The following is a 22,900-nucleotide window of genomic DNA, read 5'->3' on the forward strand; positions in this document are numbered from 1 at the left end:
AACAGGCGGGATCAGGTAAAGAGATTACCGTGCATTCTTCGGACATCGCGTCCGGACTGTGATACGAACGCTGATACAAGGATATGGTCCAAGCGCGAGAAAACCCAATGTCAGAACACAAGCTGCTTCGGTCGAAACTTGGGTTTTCACGGTGCTTCCCCAAGCTTGGAACACTAGCTTCTTTTGCAAGCGCTACTGTTGCATTTCTTGCATGGATCGAGCTCGCCCACGCCGAGAGTCCCGGTTTGACTCTCATCGACTCCTTCAAGGTGGCGGATAAATCGGAAGGCTTCTCGGAGCCTTCCGGATTGTCTCTGTCCAACGCGGAAGGCTTCTTATGGTCAGTAAGCGACGCTGAACCTAAACTGCACCTACTTGGAATCGACGGGGCATTAGGAAACTCATTCAAGCTGCCTTCATTGGCGGGATCAGATCTGGAGGGCGTCGCATCACGAAAAGATGGGTCTGTTTTAGTACTTCAGGAAACTGATCGATCAATTCTAGTCGTTCACCCGACAGACCCCATTCAACTAACTACAATCCCTCTCACATCTCTCACGGGCTACTCGGACGCCTCTGAATTTCTCGTCGGCAACCCTTTGAACAAGGGACCCGAAGGCATCGCCGTTGACCCGGAATCTGGGCGGGTCTTTGTTGGCATTGAGGGACAACCAAGGTTGTTAATGGTGTTATCGCCAGAACTAGACGAAATTGTTGAGATTATTCCTTTAGCCCGCGATGCAGGTTTTATCTCCGAACGTGTAGATGATAATGAACTGGATTTGAGTGGCCTGGCATGGTCTCGGTCCTCGCGTTCACTTTGGATTGTGAGTGACAAAAGCCGTCAGATCTTCGTCTACAATCCAAAATCCAAGTCAGTAAAGTCTATCAGTTTGACGTTCTCAGAAGATGGCAAACAAAAGGAAGTTAAACATCCCGAAGGAATCGCTCTCGATGAGACCAAAGGGCTTCTCTACATCCTGACAGACGATGCCAAGAAATCGCGGCTCTATGTTTTTAATATCCCCAAATTTTGATCGCTGGGGAATGAAGCTCACATCGCCACAATAGCTTCCGCAAGTTGTTGCAGCTAGATTACTACTCCTCTTCGTTGGTGCGCCCTAATCAGAACCGAACACTTAAGTTTGCACCGAGGCCATGCTCTTGGCCGTTGGAGCGAACTGAATAGCCATATCCTGCCGTTAGTCTGGCCAGATCAGAGATCTGATACCCTAGCCCCAGGCCAAGAACGAAGCCATTTGCTCCTCGGTTTTGACCGACTTGCGTGAACGTGCCAAATATCGGGCTTGTTACAGTGATTTCGTGCTCACTGTCTTTGTTGGCAAAGAAGTCATATTCATACCGGGCAAAGGCGATTGGTGTTAGCAAACCATTCTCTGTCAAGAAGTCCCGTTGGTAGTCAAACCCAATGGAAGCGACCAGAGACTCTGCATCCGCTTTTTCAATTGAGTAGTTGAAGTCACCACCGCCAGTCTCTGTGCCTGAACCTTGTTGAATACGCCCGTAGTTCAATCCAAAAACCGTAGAAACCCTTGCACCGCTGTCCAGGTTAAACAACTTCCGTGCCTGGATACCGGCGTGGATTCCCTCTTGGTCCAAATCGGACTTTGCCTCGCCTCCGGTAAAGCCATCAACAGAAGGGTTATTCCGCTTGGCGTCGGTTTCACCGAACATGTAACCGATCAGTCCGGAGAACTCCCAAGTTCCGGTTGTTGTACGCCCATAGACGCCCACATGATAACTGTCGGTCGAAAAGTCCTGATTGACTTGATCGTGTTCATCCATGGAGGATGTCCCAAAACCTGCGTACACGCCTACCACACCTCTATTGGTACTTGCGACATCCGCTCCGACCAAAATGGTGCCCAGCGAATAGTCGAATGTCCCAAGGCCGTTGCTTCCATCAACGTCCCCGCTCACATACGCTGTGTCGATCCACCAGCGCCGATCAGAGCAGTCTATTGCTCCGCTAGGGCTCTGGGCCAAGTCGATGTCGCCTGCTGCGACGGGTTGATCCTCGTTGCTGAAGCCAACTGCTTGATACTTGCGGCAGTCAGCGTGGCTCAGCACGGTGTTGGTTATCAGGTCAAGTTGCTCCAGCCCAACGGTCAAATTGGAGGAATAGGGTTCTGCGTGCACACGATTAAACCCAGCTAAACCTGAATTGGTGAGCGTGTTAACGGTATTACCCAGGGTTGAGCCGTTGGTCAGGTTGGTTCCAGGTGACGTGTTTGTGGTGTTAGCCACCGCACCAGCAAGGTTGCTTGCATTGGGAGATCCAACAACTGATGGATGTTGCGGTAAACTCGAGACGGGGAGAGTCGAAAACATTATGTCGATTCTACCGTCCGCGGTTAGCGTGTTTGAGATACTCAGACTGGATAGGGCGGGCAAAGATCCTCCGGCAACAAGAGTTGGGGAGTTTCCATCGAAACGCGAGGCTTGAAAAACCGTGTAGTCGTTGCCAGCAGCATAGTCCTGCGCAGTCAGGCCGGGACGAGCGGCTTCGACTTGTATGGTGGCGCGGTTAATCCCTGTAACGGGCCCGCTGGATGACACCAAGTCGGCTTTCTGACCGGCCGTCGGATCGACTTCGCTTAAAAGTCTTGACCCAGTTTCAAAAGCGATTCCGCCACTATTGTTGAGCGTACCAATTGAAAAGCCCGGCGAAAGCACCCCTCCGTTCTTAACTGTGAAGTTGAATGCGTTCACGGTTCCCGTTCCGGCAAGCGTGCCAAAATTCTCAAAGTTTACGGTGTTCAAACTGCTTGCGGCATCAAGCCGAACAGTCGTGCCTGCGGCTATCGTCATGTCACTGGTTGAAGAAATCGAACTATTCGTCAGTGTGAAATCAGAAGCCTCAGCAACTCGGGTCTGAATATTATATGCCCCAAAGACTACTTCGGTGGCTCCCATAACGGTAAGGTTGTCGTAGGTTAACGGTCGGTCTGACTGGAAGTAAACTTCAGTGGGGTCGATATTCGCGCCGTTGAACGGAACGAACGTCATTGATCTGCCGGAACCAATCGACGTTCCGATGAGGTTCACTCTGAGCTTCCCGTTGATGTTTGTTGCCAACGCTTCCCGGGATACAAAGTCTCCGCTGCCTGCGGCGACATCAACATTCAGAAGCGTCAAAACTGAAGCATTGCTTGGAACGGTATTTTGGCCAGGAACATACAACTCAATTTCACCTGAGGACGTGATTGAGGAGTTTCCAATTGTAAGCCCTGTAATGGGCCCGTTTGGGATCGGGAGACACGTGCGTTCGGTCGTTGAGATTGTTTGATTGACACGAGTGCTTTCAGATCCAGAAGAGTACTCAATTCGAGGAGAACCTAATTCTACACAGGCCTGTGAGCTTTGGGCTTGTACTTTGATTGGCGACATCAAATAAGCCAAGATTAAGAATGCGATATTCGCCAGAGTGATGCGCTGAGCAATTCGACTTAGTGGGAACGGCCTATTGTTTGTCACCAACTTTCTCCTCTCGCGGTACAAGCGAAGCTACCTCAACTTAGGACTTGAAAAACAAAGTTTATCATTTTGGATTTTTTGTTGTGGCATATGAGCAAGCTCACAACACGGGAAGGTCTGCGCAATGCAGACCTGCTCGTGCATTTACTGCGAGGCAAGACAAGCCGGGTTTTACATTCCGACCATACCCACCTTTGCGTAAAAGCAATCGCAAAAGGTCAAGCCTTGAAACGATTTTCCCTAGCTTGATGGGCGCTGAACAGCGCCATTGAGTATAGGCATGGATCATTGGATTTAGGAGTCGATAGCTAAGATCAATGCAGATGCTCACCGCTCCGCCGATACGCACCTTCTCAAGCTAGTAGGCCAAAACTTCTGGACCGAGATTGATCTGATCGAGGGAGCGTCCCTTATTCAGAAACTCGACGAAACCAATTTGAAGTTTGAGTTTCAGAGTTTGCCAATTTTCGACAAGATCTGAAAGCTGGTTGACTGACACCAAGAGAATGAAACAATAAACTGAGCAATGACACGGAGTACGAAGATACTGTTGGCGCTCACCGTATTGACGGTCGGGTTATGCATGTTCCTAGCGGGACGTGCGGTCGAACGTTACCAATATGAGGAGGCCTGCCTAGACTTGGGCGGAGGTCGCCATCCTGGAGATTACCCGATTTGCGTTTTGGAACAGCGTTCTAACTGACGGACACGTTTCAGTCACGCTGCGATTGGAACAAAGAAACTACGAGCACAACGACGCCAATTGCTGCGAGAATGAAAGTCAGCGGCAAAAAGAAGCTTTCTTGCAGAACGCCGTTTGGGTCGACAACGCCAAAAAACAGGTGCTCTGAAAGCCCACTTAGTGCTGCAAGGAAAAGGATGACGATACCAAAAAGGCGAAGTTTGGTCATGTCAGCTCTCCTAGGGAATGGACCAATAGTTAGCATCGTTTTTCATAGCCATCCCCTCAATAGGCTTCAGAGATAAACTTCTTGTTTACCTGGAATTCTTGGTTTTGCATTTGCTGGAATGCAAACTCCATGTGACGCAGCATAATTTTACGGGCGGTTGCACCATCACCTTTGGAGAGGGCCTCAATCAACGCAAGATGAGAATCCCGTCCGAATTTCCATAGTTCAAAGTTGCGCGGTTCATAAAGGCCGCGGACAAGCGTAACGTCTGATAACGCACGAGAAACAAAGGAAATCACGAAACCCAAAAGTTCGTTATTGGCGTACTCGGCCAGCTTTCCATGAAACTTGAGCGACTGCACATGGTGGGCGCGTTCCGCGTCGAGGTTTTCTGGTGGCGCATTATAGCTTTCCACAATCGTCCTGAGTTCTTCGATTTGATCCTTGGAAATATTACCTGCCAGCCCCGCCGCCATTTCAGGCTCAAGCAAAATCCGCATCTGATACAGGTCGCCGATGTTTAGGTCCTTAAAGTAGAAATAGTTTCCCAATAGAGCCGTTGCGCGTTCGCGGCTGACGGCGTGTATGAAAGCGCCTCCGCCGGGACCTGTACGTGTCTTTAAGAGGCCCTGAGCTTCCAGCAATCGCGTTGCTTCGCGGATCGTGCCCTTGGACATGCCAAAGCGTTCAATCAATTCCGGCTCTGCCGGTAGCCGGTCGCCGGGCTTCAGCCCTTGTTCGACCACCCAATTCTTGATTTCTTCGGCCACCTGAACAGGTCTCGAACGCTTTGCCATTTTTCTCCCTCAATTCAGGCTTTTATGCGTGATGGCATGCCACATGATGGCTGTCATTCGTTATATTCAGATTGGGTTCGGTTGTGCGACACAATTCCGTGGCCATTTCACATCGTGCGGCGAACGCACAGCCTTTGGGCGGGTTCATCGGGTCAGGCAATTCGGCATTCGCGGCCTCGGTACGTCGTACATTGGTTCCAACAACAGGCGCGCTTTCCGCCAAAAGCTTGGTGTAGGGGTGGCGCGGATTGGTGAAAATCTCGCGTGCGTCGCCCATCTCAACAATTGAACCAAAATACATGACGGCGACCCGGTCACAGACGGCTTCGACCACGGCGAGATCGTGACTGATAAAGACATAGGTCAGGCTGAGTTTTTCTTTAAGGTCGGCCAGGAGGTTAATGACCTGCGCCTGAACGGATACGTCCAGCGCCGAAACAGGTTCGTCCAGGACAAGAATCCGGGGATTTGCGGCCAATGCCCGCGCTATGCCGATCCGCTGCGCTTGGCCTCCGGAAAACTCGTGCGGACGGCGGTTCAGGAATTCTGGCCGCAGGTTTACCTGGCCGAAAATTTCCAGAATACGCGCCTCTCGTTCGGCTCTCCTCATGCTGTGCAGATGGATCAAAGGTTGTTCGATGATCTGGCGTATCGTTTTGCGTGGATTGAGCGAACTGATTGGATCCTGAAAAACATACTGGATCATGCGCCCGAACTCGGCAGGTGCCTTGCCGTCCAGCGTTTCGCCCTCTACCTCAAGATGCCCTTCGGTCGGGGCCAGAAGTCCAACCAGCATACGGGCCAAGGTGGACTTGCCGCAGCCGGATTCGCCAACGATGCCCAGCGTGTCACCGGTTGCTACATCCAACGAAAACGGTCGCACCGCGTGTACATATCCCTTGGGCTTTCCAATCAGGTTACGACCTACAGCATAGGTCTTTGCGAGGTTTTCGAGTTTCAGAGCTACGGTCATCACATGGCCTCCTGTGCCAGCGAACTAATCTCGGGGCGGAAACAGCGTACAGCGCGACCATCTTTGGCGACCGGTTGTGGGCGCCCGGCAAGGCAGGCCTCATTGGCACGATCACAGCGGGCCGAAAACGCGCATCCCTTTGGTAAGTCCGAAACGATGGGCGGAAGGCCAGGGATGGCCTGCATCTCACGTTGGCCACCGCCCAATTCGGGAACGCAGGCAATCAGCCGACGGGTATAGGGATGCGCAGGCTGGTTCAGAACCTCATCTGTTGGGCCTTCTTCCACGATATTGCCCGCATACATGACTGCGACGCGACCGCAGAGTTGCGACACAACTCCGAAGTCATGCGTGATAAACAGGATCGACACTCCGCGTTCGCGCCGCAGGTCATCAAGCAAGGCCAGAATTTGCGCCTGAACGGTTACGTCCAATGCGGTAGTCGGCTCATCCGCGATGATGACTTCGGGTTCGTTAGCCAAAGCCATAGCGATGGCCACACGTTGCCGCATCCCGCCCGACATTTCGTGTGGGAAAACATCAATTCGGCTCTTGGCGTTGGGAATACGAACGGCTTCAAGCAGTTCAATTGCGCGTTTTCTGCCTTCGGCGTTGGAGATGGACCGATGCGAGCGGATCGCTTCGATCAACTGATCCCCGACACGGTGCAATGGATGCAGGGTCGAAAGAGGATCTTGGAAGATATACGCAACTTTCCGACCACGCAGGCTGCGGAGCACTTCGTAGGGGGCACCGATCAACTCTGTACCATCCACCTTGACCGAACCGCCGGTAATCACACCCGGAGGTGATGCCACTAAGCCCATTATAGACAAGGCAGTTACGGATTTGCCCGAGCCGGATTCGCCGACCAGCCCGAGCGCCTCACCTTCACGGATCGAAAACGAGACCCCGTTGACCGCTTCATAGACCCTTGGGCCAATTTCAAACCGTGTTTCGAGCTGTGTCACCGCAAGTGCCGCACTATCATCGGTGGTCTCTGGTGCGGGCTTATCACGGCGTACGAGGGTTGCAGGACGGGGGCGGGTCAGAGCGCCAGATGCAAGACGCGGGTCAAGCGCGTCTCGCACGCCGTCGCCCAAGAGATTTACGCCCATGACGATGACAAAGATCATGACTCCCGGAACTATTGATACGTGAGGATGCGTAATCAGCGCAGCGCGCGCTTCGCCCAGCATCGAGCCCAGGTCAGCCTGCGGCGGCTGCGAGCCAAGTCCAAGGAAACTAAGGCCTGCCGTCTCAAGGATCATCCAGCCAACAGTTGTCGACATCGCCACGATAATGACGGGTGCCACGTTGGGCAGAATTTCGGTCAGGATGATACGGGTGTGTGACATCCCCGACAGCCTTGCGGCTTCGATGAATTCACGATGTGCGAGGCCGACGGTGACGCCGCGAATGTTGCGCGCAAAGAACGGGATGTTAACAGCCGCCACAGCAATCAGGGCGTTGATTAATCCGGGCCCAAGCGCGGCAACAATGGCAAGCGCCAGCAGGATGTAGGGAAATGCCATCAGCATGTCCACGCCGCGCATTATCAGGTTATCCGTACGACCACCAAAGTAACCCGCGACGATACCGATGGCCGAGCCAATGACCGCCGCACCAATGGCCGCTCCGGCACCAACTGCGAGCGACAGGCGCGTGCCCCACAGAAGCCGCGATAGTAGGTCACGCCCTAAATGATCCGTACCCAATATATGGGCTTCGGAGCCGAATGGCAGGAACCGGTTAGCGGTGTTTGTCACGTCAGGCGAAGGCAACCCAAGGAACGGTGTTAGCAGCGCAAGCGTGACGACAAGCAGTATTAGAACACCGCCAAAACTGGCCAGTTGGTTGCGCGATAGCGATACAAGAAATGACTTCATGCCTTGATCCTCGGGTCAAGAAGGCTCTGCGCCACATCGACGATAATGTTGAAAAGCACGTAGCAGGTCGCGACGAGGACGACGCCGCCCTGCACAAGAAGGATGTCGCGCGTTAGGATCGCGTCTACCAGCATTCGGCCCACACCGGGCCACTGAAACACGATCTCGATATAGACCGCGCCGGACAGGACAAATCCTGCCTGAATGCCCAGAACCGGGATTATTGATACCATCGCCGCCCGCAATGCATGGCGGCGTAGAACGCGGCCCTCACGAACGCCCTTGGCTCGGGCGGTACGGATGAAATCCTGACGCAGCACTTCGAGCATTGCTGAGCGAGACAGGCGCGCAATCACGCCCGTTGCGACCACCGCCAAAGCGGAGGCGGGCAGAATGAGGTGACGTAACAGGTCCGGCAAATCGCCACCGCCCCAAACGGCATACATGCCCGAAGCAGGGAGCCAGCGCATTTTGACAGCAAAAAACAGGATCATCATCATCCCGAGAAAGAACGATGGAACGGAAATGCCGATCAGAACAACAAAGGTGATAGCTTTATCCGCCAGACCATACTGACGGGCAGCTGAAATCATCCCGGCAAGTATGCCGAGCACGGAACACAGCACAAAAGACGTACCTGCAAGGATCAGAGTCGCATTAAAGCGTTCTGAAACCTCATCAATCACAGGACGGTTGAGCGAGAATGAGGTGCCGAAATCTCCTGTCAGCATGTTGCCAAGCCAGATGAAGTATCTCTGAACCAGAGGTTTATCCAAACCAAGATCTGCGTTCAGCTTGGCGACATTTTCAGGTGTCGCATATGAGCCAAGAATGGCAGTTGCCGGATCACCTGGGATGAGCGCCATGATGACGAACACAATGATTGTTACGCCAAACAGGACCGGGATCGCAGACAATAGACGCTTGAGGATATAGGCACCCATTAACTCTCTCCTTTGCGGCACCTGCCGCATGGTTTTAACAATCGCTTGCGAGACTTATTTGTAAGGAGGGCGCGCCTGCCTATGCAAACGCGCCCTTTTTCAGTGGCAACAAAGCCAGCCTATCAGTTTTTCTCTACGTCCTTGAGCAGGAGCAGGAACGACGGTTCGAGAGAGAAGTTGCTAACACGATCCGATGTTACGGCGTTCTGCTTCCAGTTGGCGACGAAGACCCAAGGTGCATCTTCCTGTACAATGGTCTGCATCTCTTTATAGAGCCTGGCGCGCTCAGCCTGATCGGTCGACGAACGAGCAGCTTCAAGTAGTTTGTCTACTTCTGGGTTGGAGTAGTAGCCCGAGTTAAAGCCACCCTTGTCTGGCCAAGCGTCAGTGCGCAGCGCCAGATACGGCAGTGTGTCCGGATCGTTGGTCATCCAAGCCATTTCTGCCATGTCTGCCTTGCCTTCAAGGCCAGGATTTACCTCGCCAAGGAACGAGTTCCATTCATAGGTTTCGATCTTAACGTCCAGACCAACTGCCTTCAGGTCCGCTTGGATCGCTGTGCCCATGGCGACCGGGTCCAGCATGCCTGAACCACCTTCGGTGACATAGAACGTCAGTTCCGCGCCTTCGGCACCTGCCTCGGCCAGCAGAGCTTTGGCTTTTTCTGGATCATACGGATAAGGTGACAGCTCCTCGTTGTAGGCCCAAGCGAACGCAGGTGGCGTTGGCCCAGCAGCGACTTCTGCAGTGCCTTCGAGAACGTCATTGACCAGCGCGGTCTTGTTGATCGCATAGTTCGCTGCCTGACGCACACGTTTGTCAGCGAACGGACCCTCCTTAGCGTTCAGGATCAGGAACCAGACATGCGGGCCGGCCTGTTCATTGACGGTGTAGGCGTCACCTGCAAACTCTGACAGAGCAACGGGTGGAACCTCAACCATCATATCAATGCCACCTGAAAGCATTTCCGCAACACGAGTGTTCGCGTCAGTGATCGGACGGAACAGAACTGCTTCGGATTTTGCTACGCCGTCCCAGTAGTCTTCATTGCGCGTTACGACGACCAGTTCGTTGGATTTCCACTCTGCAAACTGGAAAGGTCCGGTGCCGACGGGATTGCGGCCAAATTCGGTGCCCTTCGCGGCAACCGCGTCCGAGGAAACGATAAGCCCGGTCGGGTATGCAAGGTTCGACAAGAACGGTGCATAAGGCGCGTTCAGTTTGAATTTGACGGTCTTTTCGTCAATTGCTTCGACAGTCTCAATCGCTGAGAAGAAGAACGACAGCGGGAACGGGCCCGTATCATGTTCGGGGTGGTCTTCGTTCAGCATCCGCTGGAAGGTGTAGACAACGTCGTCGGCGTCAAATGCCGTTCCGTCATGGAACGTCACGCCTTCACGTAGGTCGAATGTGTATTCGGTGCCGTCTTCGGAGATCGTCCAGCCAGTCGCCAACGCGGGCTCCACTTCAAGGGTGCCCGACTTGTAGCGTACAAGACCGTCATAGACGTTCATGAGTATGCGAAAATCATTTACTGCGGTCACGGTCGACGGATCCAGCGACTTGGGTTCCGCGATCTGGCCTATCACCAGAACACCCGGAGGGGTCTGCGCGATTGCTGGAACGGCTGTGGTCATCCCAAGTAGCGTCGCAGCGCCAGCTGCGGCCATCAACCCGCGACGTGTCATCTTTAAGAGTTTCATCTCTCGGTTTCTCCCAGTTGTCGTCTGTGTATAGCGAAATTACGATGCCACCATATTTATCATTATAAATTGATCAAGAAAAATTTTCATGATAAATTCGATTTTGGACTTAGAGTTTGCCGAGTGATTTTGGCTAAACCGAACAAAGCCCCTGAAAAAATAGGGGGATGGGGGATGAAGTGACATTTTCTATTCTGGCGTTTGACGACGAGACCGGAAGAATTGGCGGCGCTGCTGCAACTGGAAATCTCTGCGTCGGCGGTTGGGTCTTGCGCGCTGATTCCCTGGCCGGTGCGTCTGCAAGTCAGGGTGCGTATCCAAGTACGCTCTGGGGTGAGGAGGCGCTCAGGATGATGCGGAACGGCAAAACTGCAACTGAAACGCTTGGAGCTCTCGTGTCTGCCGACACGGGTGCCGTGCATCGCCAGTTGGCCCTGATGGATACCCAGGGAAAAACTGCGGTTCATACCGGAATTGAAAATGTCGACGCCAAGCATGCCATTGCCGAAGATGGATTGGTTGTTTCGGGAAATATGCTCAAAAGCGTGGACGTCATCGAAGCGATTTTCTCTACCTACAAAGCCAGCGGAATCCAGCCGTTCGAGGACCGGCTGATCAAGGCAATCGAAGCAGGCCAAAATGCCGGGAGCGATTTCCGCGGTCTCATGTCCGCAGCGCTGAAGATAGTCGGTCGCAACTGTGCGCCCTATGACTTGCGCATCGATTATCACCAGGCGCCCATAAAGGCGCTTCGTGATCTGCATGAGCGCGCGCAATCGCCCGAATATCACCAATGGCTAGATCGCGTGCCGACCGAGGACAACCCGAACCGACCTGCTGACGGCGAGTAGAAGATTGACCAGTGAAATGACAGAAATCAAAATCGATACGGCATATTGGGGGCAGCGCGCCTTCGGCATGCTGCAAGAGCTTGCAGCATGTTCCGAAAATAATGGCGGCCCTTTGGGTGAAGTTGGCGTAACGCGTCTGCCTTACACCGAACAGCACAAGGCGGCTAACGAACTCCTGTCTGAATGGATGGCCGAAGCAGGCATGTCCGTGTCGTTGGATGCAGCTGCGACGCTGATCGGCCGTCTGGCAGGTCAAAACGACAGCAAAATACTGCTTTTAGGTTCGCATCAGGACAGCGTACGGCAGGGCGGTGGATTCGACGGGATCATGGGTGTCGTCTTGCCCATTGTTGTGTTGCTAGCGCTTAAAGAGGCCGGTTGGAAACCTTCTTTTTCAATCGAGATTCTGGCTTTTGCAGATGAAGAGGGCGTCCGGTTTCCCACAGCCCTTACCGGTTCTCGAGCGTTGGCTGGCACATTGAATCCTAGTGTTCTGCAACTGCGAGACCGTGACGGAACCCGTTTAGGAGAAGCTCTTACGAACTTTGGAGGCGACGAGAAACAAATCGTGACTATCGCCCGATCTGCTTCCGATCTCCTGGGCTATTTGGAAATTCATATTGAACAGGGGCCGGTGCTGGAGGATCAAGATCAGCCATTGGGCATCGTCACTGGCATTTGCGGGATTGAGCGTCACGAAATCGTAGTAACCGGTGTCGCCGCGCATGCGGGGACAATGCCAATGCACCTTCGTCAGGACGCAATGGCAGGCGCGGCCCGGATTGTTGCACATATCGAAGAAATGGCCCACTCCGATGACCGGCTGCTGGGTGTTGTCGGAGAATTGAACGTGTTTCCCAATGCGGTCAACGCCGTTCCGGGTCGGGTGGAACTGACAGCGGAATTGAGGTCCGTTGACGATGAAACACGTGAGGGAGCTGGACAAAGGCTACGAGATTTTTGTTTGGACCTCGCGAACGAGCGTGGATTGGAAATCCAAATTGAACGCACCTATTTCCAAGCCGCAACGCCTTGTTCAGGTGCGCTCCAAAGCGCGCTGCAAGACGCGTGCCCCAGCGCGCCAAGGATGCCTTCCGGTGCCACCCACGACGCCTCTGCAATGGCCGATCTCTGTGACATTGGAATGCTCTTTGTGCGGTGTCGCAACGGTATCAGCCACAATCCGAAAGAATGCGCGACGGGTGAGGACATGGGGCAGGCAATCCAGGCGCTGGCGAAATTCTTAAGCCACACGGAAAGCCAGCTCTGACAACCGGACAGTACCTTTTGCGGTTATGCGTGACGCTTTGTTGACCACAGTGCCAAAAAAATCTCCACGAGATTGCACGACATCACCAGTATGAATCCCAATCCGGACACCGAAAGATGGCTCCTCGGAAGCCGATGCAATGGCCCCCTGAATCTTGATAGCGGCCGTTAGTGCTTCTTTCGCGGACGGAAAGACGGACAACGTTCCGTCTCCAAGGGATTTCACGAACTGGCCATGATACTTTTCGATGATCGCCGCCAAGACTTGGAAGTGGTTTTCGATCAGCACCGACCAACGCTGATCGCCCAACGCCTCCGCCAACGTTGTGCTGCCCTCCACATCAGTGAAAAGTACCGAAGCCAAACCTTCGGTTTGGACCAGCTCGGGTCCATCTTCACGCGCAGCATCCACCAGTTTTTGGATGGCCAGCTGTTCTTTACCCACGAGTTCAATATTTGGAGTGGGTACTGAAGCGTGGCGATTGATGATCTTCCAGGCCGCACCCTCCAAGACAAAAATCAGAACGGTGCGGTAAAAGACGGCTTCATCAAAGCCGACAACCGGTCAGAAATCAAGATTCTCCACGCTCAGGGCGTTTTTCTGGATGAACTCCCGACGCGGCTCGACAACGTCGCCCATGAGCTTGGTGAACAGATCATCTGCCTCGACCATGTCATCGACGCGCACCTGCAACAGCGTGCGGGCGTCCGGGTCAAGCGTTGTTTCCCACAGCTGGTCTGGGTTCATCTCACCGAGGCCTTTGTAGCGTTGCAGCGACAAGCCCTTTTCACCCTCTTCCAAAATGGCCCGCAGCAGGTCCAGAGGGCCGTGGATGACCTGAGATCGGTCACGGCGGATCAGCGTCGCAGGCGTGTTATACACCTCTTGCAGGCTTTGAGTGAAACTGCCGGTCTTACGCGCCTCACCCGAGCGCAACATGGGGCCATCCAGTGTGCGCACCTCTTCCACACCGCGCAGGATGCGGGCCAGACGGATGCCGTGGTCCTGAGTAATCCGACCTTGCCAGCCGCGCTCGTATTCCAACGCGATCAGGTCAAGACGGGCAGCAACTTTGTCGGCCACGCCTTGCAGGTCGGCATCAACCGCACCCGGCACGAAAGCCCCCGCGACGGCAGCCTGTTCCAGAATGTGACGCGGGTAATGCGTCGGGAAGGCGTCCAGAACGCGTTTCAGCTGGCGCGCTTCGTCGACCACTCGGGTCAGATCCTGACCGATGATCTCTTCACCCGAGCCAAGCTTCAACACGGCCCCTTCGACGCCCTGATTGATCAGATAGTCGTCCAGCGCCGCCTGATCCTTCAGGTAAACCTCTGATTTACCACGCGAAACCTTGTATAGCGGTGGCTGTGCGATATAGAGATACCCACCCTCGATCAGTTCCGGCATTTGCCGATAGAAGAAGGTCAGCAGCAGCGTCCGGATGTGTGCACCGTCCACGTCGGCATCGGTCATGATGACGATCTTGTGGTAGCGCAGCTTTTCGATGTTGAACTCATCGCGGCCAATACCAGTGCCCAGCGCCATCACCAGGTTGCCGATTTCCTGCGACGACAGCATTCGATCAAACCGCGCGCGTTCCACGTTCAGGATTTTCCCACGCAGTGGCAGAACAGCCTGAGTCAGACGATCCCGACCTGTTTGCGCGGAACCACCTGCCGAGTCCCCCTCGACCAGGAATACTTCGGTTTTGGACGGGTCTTTCTCGGAACAATCTTTCAGCTTCCCGGCCAGATAGTTCACATCCATCGCCGTCTTGCGGCGGGTCAGTTCACGGGCCTTTCGGGCAGCCTCACGGGCCAGAGCGGCCTCGATGATTTTGCCGACGATACCCTTGGCTTCATTGGGGTTTTCTTCAAACCATTCGGCCAGTTTTTCGTTCATCAAACCTTCGACCGCAGGTCGCACCTCGGACGAAACCAGCTTGTCCTTAGTCTGAGACGAGAATTTCGGATCCGGCACCTTCACTGACAGCACGCAGGTCAGGCCCTCACGCGCGTCGTCACCTGTAAAGCTGACCTTTTCCTTCTTTGCGATCCCGCTGGACTGCGCATAGTTGTTGATCGTCCGTGTCAAAGCGCCCCGGAAACCGGCGACATGCGTACCACCATCCCGCTGCGGGATGTTGTTGGTGAAGGGCAGAACCGTCTCATGGTAGCTGTCATTCCACCACATCGCGATTTCAACGCCGATGTCGTCACGCTCGCCCTTGATATAGATCGGCTCGGGCATAGCCGGGGTCTTGGACCGATCGAGATACTTGACGAATTCCTTGACGCCGCCTTCATAAAACAACTCGGTTTCCAACCGCTCAGCAGGGCGTTCATCAATCAGGATGATCCGTACGCCTGAGTTCAGGAAGGCAAGCTCGCGCAGACGCTTTTCCAGCGTTTCAAACGAGTACTCGAGGTTCGAAAACGTGTTGGTCGAGGCCAGAAACCGCACCTCGGTCCCGGTGCGATCGCCGCATTCACCCACGACCTTCAGATGTTCAGCCGTTTCGCCGCCCTCAAAGCGCGCGACATGTTCCTTGCCCGCACGCCAGATGCGCAATTCCAGCCAATCGGACAGGGCGTTCACGACCGAAACACCCACGCCGTGCAGACCGCCCGACACCTTGTAGGAATTGCTGTCGAACTTACCGCCCGCGTGCAGTTGGGTCATAATGACTTCAGCCGCTGAAACACCTTCTTCCGGGTGAATATCGACCGGAATTCCGCGCCCGTTATCACTGACCGAGACGCTGGAATCCGCATGGATTTTTACGGTTACATGGTCAGCATGACCCGCCAAGGCTTCATCGATCCCGTTGTCGACCACCTCATACACCATGTGGTGCAGACCAGAGCCATCATCCGTGTCCCCGATATACATGCCGGGGCGCTTTCGAACAGCCTCCAACCCTTTGAGAACCTTGATGGAATCTGCGCCGTATTCTTGAGGAGCCTGTGCGTCTTCGGACATTCAGTCAGTACCTATATTATTTTGGTAACTTATACGTTTTCTGGTGGGGAATGTCACGCGATCCCCCAAGATTTTGTGTTTGCGAGGGTCGTTTTTTGCCTGCTGGTTACAGGCTCACAAGCGATCAATGTCAGCGGCGATGTCCGCAGCGATTTCATCTGCGTCGACATCCTCGCGCTCAGCAGACAATCGCAATCCAAGAATGTCCGACTGATACCGCGCCGCCAGTCGATCCGGGTCATGTTCAGACCGGATTTCACCAGCATTCTGAGCGCTTCGGAACAGCTCGGCAAAACACGCTTTCATCTCAGTCATGTGCCGCGCGGCCTGATCCGCAAGGTCGTGATCTTTCGCCTGCAACTCCGCATATGTCTTTGCCAACATGCAGGCTTTCGTCGGGTTCTCGACCGCTTCGATCACCAAACGGGGCTGCGCTTTCAACGCCCCTTTTGGCCCCAACTTTTCAGCCAAAGCCTTTAGGCGTGCCACGCCTTCCCGTGTGTAGCTTTCCATTGTCAGCGCATAGAGCGCGTCCTTCGAGCCGAATGCCGCATAAAAACTGCCGGGCTTTAGTTTCAATTCCCGCTCCAGATCCTTCAGCGACGTCCCGGCCCAGCCCTGACGCCAGAAGATGTCCTTTGCTTTAGCAATCAGAGCATCACGATCATATGCGGGTTTCCGAGGCATCAACATCACCAATTCTTGAACGTTCACTCAAATATATACTTGAGTGATCGCTCAATAAACCCTAAATACGACTCATCGCGCCAAAACAGGAGTTCCGACATGGCCAATTTTCCGTCGCACGACCTCGAATCCGCCCCTGAAGGGTCCAAACCTCTTCTCGAAAAATCACAGGCCGCGTTTGGTCGCTTGCCCGGTTTGCACAAGGTGATGGCCGAAAGCCCGCAGCACCTGGAAGGTTATCAGGTTCTGCATGGCCTCTTCTTGCAAACCGATTTCGACAATGATGAGAAAACCGTTGTTTGGCAGACCATCAACGTAGAAAATGAATGTCACTACTGCGTGCCAGCGCACACCGGTATCGCCAAGATGATGAAAGTCTCGGACGAAATCACCGAGGCGCTGCGCAATGAAACTCCGCTGCCTTCGGCCAAGCTCGAGGCACTGCGCACCTTCACTCTGCAAGTGATGGAAACACGCGGCAACCCGACCGAGGAGCAGTTGCAGGCGTTTTTCGACGCGGGATATTCGCACCGCGCGGTTCTGGATGTGGTGCTGGGCTTGGCTCAGAAAACAATGTCGAACTACGTCAACCACATGGCCAAGACACCGGTCGACGAGGTTATGCGCGGCTTCCTGTGGGAACGCAAAGTCAGCGAACTAGCCTAAGCGGTCACGACCGAGCCCTCATCGCTTTCGGTGACAACCACCGTCTGGGCCCGGTCCCCCAATTCAGCAAACAACTCAGGCCCGGTGCCCGTCATCCAGGCCTGAGCCCCCAGAGCGCAAATTTCGTCATAAAGCGCCGCGCGCCGATCTGCGTCCAGATGGGCGGCCACTTCGTCCAAAAGAACAATCGGAGGTGCCCCAACCATCTCTGCCAGCGCCCGCGCGTTCGACAAAATCAAAGACACAAGCAACGCCTTCTGCTCGCCGGTCGAACAATCCTTGGCCGGAACGCCCTTTGCAGCGAACACCCCATACAGGTCTGACCGATGCGGCCCTACCAAAGTCCGGCCCGCCGCCAGATCCCGGAAGCGACTCTCGTTCAAGGCGTCACGCAGATCCTCTGCTGTCTGAGGCATCGCACCTTCTGTCTGGACCAATTCCAACTCAGCTGACGGAAAAGCCGTCTCCGCCCGATCCTGCGCGGCGCGCAAATAATCCAGCGCCGCAACGCGAGCGGCATGTATGCGATGCCCGGACTCCGCCATCTGACCCTCCAGGGCCGCATACCAATGGGCATCCCGCGCCTGCTCTTTCAGCAAACGGTTCCGCTCGCGCATAGCTTTTTCATAAGTCAAAGACGCTTCGGCATGGGCTGGGTCAAAACTCAGCGCGATACGGTCCAGAAATCGCCGTCGCCCTTCGGCTCCTTCAATCCAAAGCCGGTCCATCGAAGGGATCAGCCAAACAACCCGCGCCAGTTTCCCCAGCTCGATCTGGCTCGAGGTCTTTTCGTCAATCCGAACCTGCCGCGCCGCGCCACCCTCGGACCAGGTTTCCACCTCGTAACGCTGGCCCTGCGCATCCAATATCCCCGACAGCTTCCACCCCAACGCCTCGGGCCGACGTGTCATTTCGGCCGCGCTTGCCCGCCGCATCCCACGACCGGGCGAAAACAAAGAAACTGCTTCCAGAATGTTGGTCTTGCCCGCCCCGTTGGGCCCGTGAATCGCAACCGGCCTCCCGTCCAGCGACAGGCGCGCCAGCTTATGAGACCGAAAATGCGAGACCGTAAGCTCGGTCAGGGCCAATCCCATGACCCCTCCCTTCATCTTTTCAAAAATACTCCCGCCGGAGGCGTCGCGCGTCAGCGCGATCAGACGCGCATCGGCATCACAACATAAACCGCGCTTTGATCATTGCCTTCACGCATCAGGGTCGGATCACCTGCCGAGTTGAACAGGAACACAGCATTCTCACGATCGACCTGAGACGCAATCTCCAGCAGATACTTGGCGTTGAACCCGATCTCCAACCGTTCATCCCCATAGGCGACGGCCAGTTCTTCTTCAGCCGCACCACTATCCGGAGCATTGACCGAAAGGACCAACTTGTCGCCATCCAATTGCAGCTTTACCGCACGCGACCGTTCGGACGACACTGTCGCGACCCGGTCTACGGCCTGCGCAAACTCGGCAGCATCGACCTCAAGCTTGCGGGTGTTCCCTTGCGGGATGACGCGTGTGTAATCGGGGAAGGTGCCGTCGATGACCTTCGAGGTCAGGGTGATATCCGGCGTGGCAAAACGTACCTTGGTTTCGCTGACCGAAACGGCGATATCCATTTCATCGTCGTCCAGCAGCTTGCGCAGCTCGCCTACTGTTTTGCGTGGCACGATCACACCAGGCATATCTGCGGCCCCTTCAGGCAGGTCCGCATCAATACGCGCCAGACGGTGGCCATCGGTGGCAACGCAACGCAGCACTTTACCGCCATCCGAGCTGTCAGCGACATGCATATAGACACCGTTCAGATAGTACCGCGTCTCTTCCGTCGAGATGGCGAATTTCGATTTGTCGAACAGCCGGCGCAGCAGCGCGGCAGACGCGGTGAAATTCGACTGATATTCCGAGGACGCCATAACCGGAAAATCCTCTTTTGGCAGCGTTGCCAACGAGAAATTTGACCGGCCCGCCTCGACGGTCAACCGGCCTGCGGCACTGTCTGCGGTCAGCGTTACCAGCGCCCCATCCGGCAGCTTGCGTACGATTTCATGCAAAGTGGTCGCTGCAACCGTGGTCGCCCCGGCTTTCTCGACCTGCGCAGGCGCTTTGTCGACCACTTCGATGTCCAGATCAGTGGCGCGGAATTGGGCCACATCGCCCTCGGCCTCAATCAAAACATTCGCAAGTATGGGTATGGTGTTGCGCCGTTCCACAACGGATTGGGCCTGCGAAACGGCCTTGAGAAGGGTGCCGCGTTCAATGCTGATCTTCATACCCTCAGTTCCTCTGACTTGCGTACCGACATGGGCGGGACTGGCACGTTAGCGGTTCCACCCTGAGGCACAAGGATTTTTTACGGATTTCTGGGTTGGAAAGCCCTTAGCGTCAAGGGCATCGTGCCCAACAAGCCTCAGTTCTGGTCCAACCGTGGATTAATGCGCACAAGAAAACACCCCGGACGCAAAGTTCCGGGGCGTTTGCTTCATGAAATGCTCAGATCAGGCTTCCAGCGATCGCCGCAGCATTTCCACATCTTCAGCGATCTGACCGTCGGTCAGCTTCAGCTCTTCGATACGCTTCACGCCATGCATGACAGTTGTGTGGTCGCGCCCGCCAAAACGGCGGCCAATTTCGGGCAGCGAACGGCTGGTGAGCTGCTTGCACAGATACATCGCAACCTGACGCGGACGCGCGTATGACCGCAGACGTTTGGGGCCGATGATGTCAGACAGACGGATATTATAGTACTCGGACACTTTCCGCTGAATCTCTTCAACGCTTATTTTGCGTTCCGACGCGCGCAGCACATCAGCCAGACAATCCTGTGTCAGCTCCATATCGATTTCGCGGCCCACCAGCGATGCGAAGGCGAACAGACGGGTCAAAGCGCCTTCCAGAACGCGGACATTGGTCGAGATGCGGTGGGCCAGAAACTCAAGTACACCGTCAGCAATCTCCAGATCAGGATAGGTGCTGCTGTACTGCTGCACCTTGTTCTGCAGAATGCCCAGGCGCAGCTCGTAATCGGTCGGATGCAGGTCGACGACCAGACCGCATTGAAGACGCGATTTCACACGGTCTTCCAGATCCTTGATCTCACCCGGGGCGCGGTCGGCGGAAATGATGATCTGCTTGTTCTGATCCACCAGCGCATTGAAGGTGTGGAAGAATTCCTCCTGGGTTGAATCCTTGCCTGCGATGAATTGCACGTCATCCACCATCAGCACGTCAACCGACCGGAACAGGTGTTTGAAATCCATCATCCGGCGTTCGCGTAGGGCCTGAACAAAACGGTACATGAATTGTTCGGCGGACAGGTAGAGCACGTTCAGCTCAGGATGCTTGGTTTTCAATTCCCACGCGATGGCGTGCATCAGGTGGGTTTTGCCCAAGCCCACACCGCCATACAGCACCAGCGGGTTGAATGTGACCGGACCACCTTCGGACACACGGCGCGCAGCGGCATGTGCCAGTTCGTTGGGTTTGCCGACAACAAAACTGTCAAACGTAAAACGGGTGTCCAACGGCGCAGCCTGCAAAGACTCGAGCGCATCCTGCGCAACCTCTGTCACAGGCGCGGCAACAGGATCTGCACGCACCTCAGGAGCAGCTTGTACAGCAGGTTTCGGACGCGCGGGCGAGTTCGCGGGAACCCGAAAATCCAGCCGCTGCACAGTTTCCCCTGCCGTGTTCAATTCATACAATATGAGGTCTGCAAAGTTCTGGCTGACGTAGTTGCCCATAAAATTGGTCGGCACGGAAAAAACCGCCACACCGTTTTGCAGCTCTTTAAATTCCAAAGGCTCAATCCAGGTGGTGTAGTTATTCCGACCGACGGCCTTCAGCAATTTGTTACGCAGTAGTCCCCATTTCTCTTGTGTCATTCAGCGCCTCACGCATCCCATTCTTATTGGCCTGTCGGCCTTATTCATACGAATCCGGTTGCCCGGTTATGCATTCACGCACGCAAAGGTATCCCTGCGCCAAAACCTGCCCGGTTTGGCGGGATGTCTTTCGAATGCACACATGTCCCGCAGAACACCCGAAAATAGGTGAGCGTCCGGAAAACCGGGTTGCACGTAGCACTCTCAATTTTTTAGACAGGGCCGAGAAGACCGGGTTGCACCCGGGTTTCACGACAGATCGGCAGCCTGGCATCAGCCAGTCGTCGCCCATTTCCTCAAATCGATCTGATGCCCGTCAGTTCGACCAAAGAAACAGCCTGTCCCCCCAAGCGAGTGAATCGCTGATAACAGTGGTAACAACTCCAAGCGGGGCGCGGCAACGAAACTCTGATGTTGACTCGGTTCTTTGGCCGAAAGAATCTCTCAGTTTTGTGAAGGCGCGGTTTTCCGGCAACACGAAAAAAGGCGCCGCTCGAAGCGACGCCTTAAATTTAGATCAGCCTTGCTGACATGACCATTGGTCAATTTGCAGCCTTAGCCCAGCGCTTTGACGCGGGCCGACAGACGCGACATTTTGCGAGCTGCTGTGTTCTTGTGGAAAACACCTTTGGTGACGCCGCGCATCAGCTCGGGCTGAGCAGCGCGCAGAGCGGCAGTTGCTGCGTCCTTGTCACCAGAAGCAATCGCTTCTTCGACTTTACGCAGATAGGTGCGGATGCGCGAACGACGCGCTTTGTTTACTGCGAAACGCTTTTCGTTCTGACGTGCGCGTTTCTTTGCCTGGGGCGAATTTGCCATGTGTCTCTAACCTTCGTTCGGTACGGTTATCTTGGTTTGCGCGCCACGGACGTATCCGCACCGGATCAGAAATCACGAGTGTGAGTCGGGCCAAGCGGGCCGCACGCGCATGTATGGCGGCGGTATGTATCCAAGTTTTTCAGGTTTGCCAAGCCGATTCTCAGACCCACCAAAATGAAAACAAAAAGGCGGACACATGGCCCGCCTTCGAACTTGATCTGGAAGGTTTTACTTGTCGCGAAATTGCGCCGCGCGCTTTTCGAGGAATGCAGCCATGCCCTCTTTCTGGTCTTCGGTTGCAAACATCGAATGGAAGACACGACGCTCAAACAAAAGCCCTTCGCTCAACGGCAGTTCATAGCTGCGGTTCACAGCCTCCTTGACGGCCCCAGCTGTCAGCAAGGATTTTTCCGCAATCTTCTGCGCTGCACCCATGGCTTCTTCGATCAGTTTTTTGGCTGGAACGACACGGCTAACAAGACCGGCACGCTCTGCCTCTTCTGCATCCATGAACCGACCGGTGAGGTTCATATCCATCGCCTTGGACTTGCCAACAAAGCGCGTCAGGCGCTGTGTTCCGCCAATACCTGCGACAACACCCAGATTGATCTCGGGCTGCCCAAACTTGGCTGTATCTGCAGCAATAATGAAGTCACACATCATGGCCACTTCACAGCCACCGCCCAGAGCATACCCCGCCACGGCCGCTATGATCGGTTTGCGAATGGCCGAGACGCGGTCGTTTACCGAAGCAAACAGATCTGCGCTCAAGACATCGACAAAGCTCATCTCGGACATTTCCTTGATGTCCGCGCCTGCGGCAAATGCTTTGTCGGACCCGGTGAGCACGATGCACCGAACCTTGTCATTACGATCTGCTTCTTCCAGCGCATCGCAAAGCTCTCCCACCAATTGGGAGTTCAATGCGTTCATCGCATCCGGTCTGTCGAGTTTGATGAGGGCGACGTGGTCTTCGATTTCGACGATGATCGTCTCAAAAGCCATGAGTTGAAAGCTTCCGGTT

The 22,900-nt window shown here is 54.8% G+C and carries 19 protein-coding genes; 4 read left to right on the plus strand and 15 right to left on the minus strand.

The annotated features are described in order from the left end of the window. The first annotated feature begins 107 nt into the window (after window positions 1-107). Window positions 108-1,037, plus strand: coding sequence for an SdiA-regulated domain-containing protein (locus ACR3EH_RS09825; protein ID WP_171676891.1), 930 nt, complete (start codon window positions 108-110; stop codon window positions 1,035-1,037). 88 nt (window positions 1,038-1,125) lie between these two features. Here ACR3EH_RS09825 and ACR3EH_RS09830 read toward each other — a convergent pair whose 3' ends face one another. The 7 genes from ACR3EH_RS09830 to ACR3EH_RS09860 all read right to left on the minus strand — a co-directional run bounded on the left by ACR3EH_RS09830 (window position 1,126) and on the right by ACR3EH_RS09860 (window position 10,715). Then, on the minus strand, window positions 1,126-3,498 hold the full coding sequence (locus ACR3EH_RS09830; RefSeq protein WP_480634831.1) for an autotransporter family protein: 2,373 nt from the start codon (window positions 3,496-3,498) through the stop codon (window positions 1,126-1,128). A 713-nt stretch (window positions 3,499-4,211) separates the two neighbouring features. Further along, window positions 4,212-4,409, minus strand: a complete 198-nt coding sequence (locus tag ACR3EH_RS09835) for a DUF3955 domain-containing protein (RefSeq protein WP_170428322.1) — start codon at window positions 4,407-4,409, stop codon at window positions 4,212-4,214. Between the two features lie 56 nt (window positions 4,410-4,465). After that, window positions 4,466-5,179 carry a FadR/GntR family transcriptional regulator gene (locus ACR3EH_RS09840; RefSeq protein ID WP_371810741.1) on the minus strand — a complete coding sequence of 238 codons (714 nt, stop codon included), beginning with the start codon at window positions 5,177-5,179 and terminating at the stop codon, window positions 4,466-4,468. A gap of 49 nt (window positions 5,180-5,228) precedes the next feature. After that, the gene (locus ACR3EH_RS09845; protein WP_170782139.1) at window positions 5,229-6,179 is read right to left on the minus strand and encodes an ABC transporter ATP-binding protein; all 951 of its coding nucleotides are present in this window, start codon (window positions 6,177-6,179) and stop codon (window positions 5,229-5,231) included. After that, window positions 6,179-8,068, minus strand: coding sequence for a dipeptide/oligopeptide/nickel ABC transporter permease/ATP-binding protein (locus ACR3EH_RS09850; RefSeq protein ID WP_171676424.1), 1,890 nt, complete (start codon window positions 8,066-8,068; stop codon window positions 6,179-6,181). The genes ACR3EH_RS09845 and ACR3EH_RS09850 overlap by 1 nt, the downstream gene beginning before the upstream one ends. Continuing rightward, complete coding sequence (locus tag ACR3EH_RS09855) at window positions 8,065-9,012, minus strand: ABC transporter permease (RefSeq protein WP_170782137.1); 948 nt, start codon at window positions 9,010-9,012, stop codon at window positions 8,065-8,067. The genes ACR3EH_RS09850 and ACR3EH_RS09855 overlap by 4 nt, the downstream gene beginning before the upstream one ends. Before the next feature lie 122 nt (window positions 9,013-9,134). Then, window positions 9,135-10,715, minus strand: coding sequence for an ABC transporter substrate-binding protein (locus ACR3EH_RS09860; RefSeq protein WP_171676422.1), 1,581 nt, complete (start codon window positions 10,713-10,715; stop codon window positions 9,135-9,137). 167 nt (window positions 10,716-10,882) lie between these two features. Between ACR3EH_RS09860 and ACR3EH_RS09865 the strand changes: the two genes are divergently transcribed. Both ACR3EH_RS09865 and ACR3EH_RS09870 read left to right on the plus strand, forming a co-directional pair. Further along, entirely contained in the window at window positions 10,883-11,566 is a 684-nt protein-coding gene (locus ACR3EH_RS09865) for a DUF1028 domain-containing protein (protein WP_216601673.1), read from the plus strand. 16 nt (window positions 11,567-11,582) lie between these two features. Beyond that, window positions 11,583-12,836 carry a M20 family metallo-hydrolase gene (locus tag ACR3EH_RS09870; protein WP_171676418.1) on the plus strand — a complete coding sequence of 418 codons (1,254 nt, stop codon included), beginning with the start codon at window positions 11,583-11,585 and terminating at the stop codon, window positions 12,834-12,836. Here ACR3EH_RS09870 and ACR3EH_RS09875 read toward each other — a convergent pair. The 3 genes from ACR3EH_RS09875 to ACR3EH_RS09885 form a co-directional block, all read right to left on the minus strand. Next, a complete protein-coding gene (locus ACR3EH_RS09875; RefSeq protein WP_253762162.1) occupies window positions 12,810-13,346 on the minus strand; it encodes an adenylate/guanylate cyclase domain-containing protein in 537 nt (178 codons plus the stop codon). The two genes, ACR3EH_RS09870 and ACR3EH_RS09875, sit on opposite strands and share 27 nt — an antisense overlap. Before the next feature lie 54 nt (window positions 13,347-13,400). Continuing rightward, window positions 13,401-15,818, minus strand: a complete 2,418-nt coding sequence (gene gyrB / locus ACR3EH_RS09880; protein WP_171096492.1) for a DNA topoisomerase (ATP-hydrolyzing) subunit B — start codon at window positions 15,816-15,818, stop codon at window positions 13,401-13,403. A 114-nt stretch (window positions 15,819-15,932) separates the two neighbouring features. Further along, window positions 15,933-16,505 (minus strand): TetR/AcrR family transcriptional regulator, encoded by a 573-nt coding sequence (locus tag ACR3EH_RS09885; protein ID WP_171105908.1) that lies wholly within the window; start codon window positions 16,503-16,505, stop codon window positions 15,933-15,935. Window positions 16,506-16,604: 99 nt separating this feature from the next. On the opposite strand from ACR3EH_RS09885, the gene ACR3EH_RS09890 reads away from it, so the two are divergent. Beyond that, the gene (locus ACR3EH_RS09890) at window positions 16,605-17,171 is read left to right on the plus strand and encodes a carboxymuconolactone decarboxylase family protein (RefSeq protein WP_171188061.1); all 567 of its coding nucleotides are present in this window, start codon (window positions 16,605-16,607) and stop codon (window positions 17,169-17,171) included. Here the strand turns inward: ACR3EH_RS09890 and recF are convergent. From recF to ACR3EH_RS09915, 5 genes are all read right to left on the minus strand, one after another. Then, window positions 17,168-18,265, minus strand: a complete 1,098-nt coding sequence (recF, locus tag ACR3EH_RS09895) for a DNA replication/repair protein RecF (protein ID WP_171188063.1) — start codon at window positions 18,263-18,265, stop codon at window positions 17,168-17,170. The two genes, ACR3EH_RS09890 and recF, sit on opposite strands and share 4 nt — an antisense overlap. A gap of 59 nt (window positions 18,266-18,324) precedes the next feature. Then, complete coding sequence (dnaN, locus tag ACR3EH_RS09900; protein ID WP_171188064.1) at window positions 18,325-19,446, minus strand: DNA polymerase III subunit beta; 1,122 nt, start codon at window positions 19,444-19,446, stop codon at window positions 18,325-18,327. Between the two features lie 225 nt (window positions 19,447-19,671). Next, window positions 19,672-21,057, minus strand: a complete 1,386-nt coding sequence (gene dnaA, locus ACR3EH_RS09905; protein WP_171188066.1) for a chromosomal replication initiator protein DnaA — start codon at window positions 21,055-21,057, stop codon at window positions 19,672-19,674. 555 nt (window positions 21,058-21,612) lie between these two features. Continuing rightward, the gene (gene rpsT, locus ACR3EH_RS09910; RefSeq protein WP_039541017.1) at window positions 21,613-21,876 is read right to left on the minus strand and encodes a 30S ribosomal protein S20; all 264 of its coding nucleotides are present in this window, start codon (window positions 21,874-21,876) and stop codon (window positions 21,613-21,615) included. 228 nt (window positions 21,877-22,104) lie between these two features. Continuing rightward, window positions 22,105-22,881, minus strand: coding sequence for an enoyl-CoA hydratase (locus ACR3EH_RS09915; protein ID WP_171188067.1), 777 nt, complete (start codon window positions 22,879-22,881; stop codon window positions 22,105-22,107). Window positions 22,882-22,900 lie beyond the last annotated feature (19 nt).

Source organism: Ruegeria sp. BG7 (genome assembly GCF_056535685.1).

Excerpts from the sequence above, each read along its gene's own strand:
- ACR3EH_RS09825 (WP_171676891.1), top strand. The coding sequence starts at position 108 with ATGTCAGAACACAAGCTGCTTCGGTCGAAACTTGGGTTTTCACGGTGC.
- ACR3EH_RS09835 (WP_170428322.1), bottom strand. The coding sequence starts at position 4,409 with ATGACCAAACTTCGCCTTTTTGGTATCGTCATCCTTTTCCTTGCAGCA.
- ACR3EH_RS09845 (WP_170782139.1), bottom strand. The coding sequence starts at position 6,179 with ATGACCGTAGCTCTGAAACTCGAAAACCTCGCAAAGACCTATGCTGTA.
- ACR3EH_RS09850 (WP_171676424.1), bottom strand. The coding sequence starts at position 8,068 with ATGAAGTCATTTCTTGTATCGCTATCGCGCAACCAACTGGCCAGTTTT.
- ACR3EH_RS09855 (WP_170782137.1), bottom strand. The coding sequence starts at position 9,012 with ATGGGTGCCTATATCCTCAAGCGTCTATTGTCTGCGATCCCGGTCCTG.
- ACR3EH_RS09860 (WP_171676422.1), bottom strand. The coding sequence starts at position 10,715 with ATGAAACTCTTAAAGATGACACGTCGCGGGTTGATGGCCGCAGCTGGC.
- ACR3EH_RS09865 (WP_216601673.1), top strand. The coding sequence starts at position 10,883 with ATGGGGGATGAAGTGACATTTTCTATTCTGGCGTTTGACGACGAGACC.
- ACR3EH_RS09870 (WP_171676418.1), top strand. The coding sequence starts at position 11,583 with ATGACAGAAATCAAAATCGATACGGCATATTGGGGGCAGCGCGCCTTC.
- gyrB (WP_171096492.1), bottom strand. The coding sequence starts at position 15,818 with ATGTCCGAAGACGCACAGGCTCCTCAAGAATACGGCGCAGATTCCATC.
- ACR3EH_RS09885 (WP_171105908.1), bottom strand. The coding sequence starts at position 16,505 with ATGCCTCGGAAACCCGCATATGATCGTGATGCTCTGATTGCTAAAGCA.
- ACR3EH_RS09890 (WP_171188061.1), top strand. The coding sequence starts at position 16,605 with ATGGCCAATTTTCCGTCGCACGACCTCGAATCCGCCCCTGAAGGGTCC.
- recF (WP_171188063.1), bottom strand. The coding sequence starts at position 18,265 with ATGGGATTGGCCCTGACCGAGCTTACGGTCTCGCATTTTCGGTCTCAT.
- dnaN (WP_171188064.1), bottom strand. The coding sequence starts at position 19,446 with ATGAAGATCAGCATTGAACGCGGCACCCTTCTCAAGGCCGTTTCGCAG.
- dnaA (WP_171188066.1), bottom strand. The coding sequence starts at position 21,057 with ATGACACAAGAGAAATGGGGACTACTGCGTAACAAATTGCTGAAGGCC.
- rpsT (WP_039541017.1), bottom strand. The coding sequence starts at position 21,876 with ATGGCAAATTCGCCCCAGGCAAAGAAACGCGCACGTCAGAACGAAAAG.
- ACR3EH_RS09915 (WP_171188067.1), bottom strand. The coding sequence starts at position 22,881 with ATGGCTTTTGAGACGATCATCGTCGAAATCGAAGACCACGTCGCCCTC.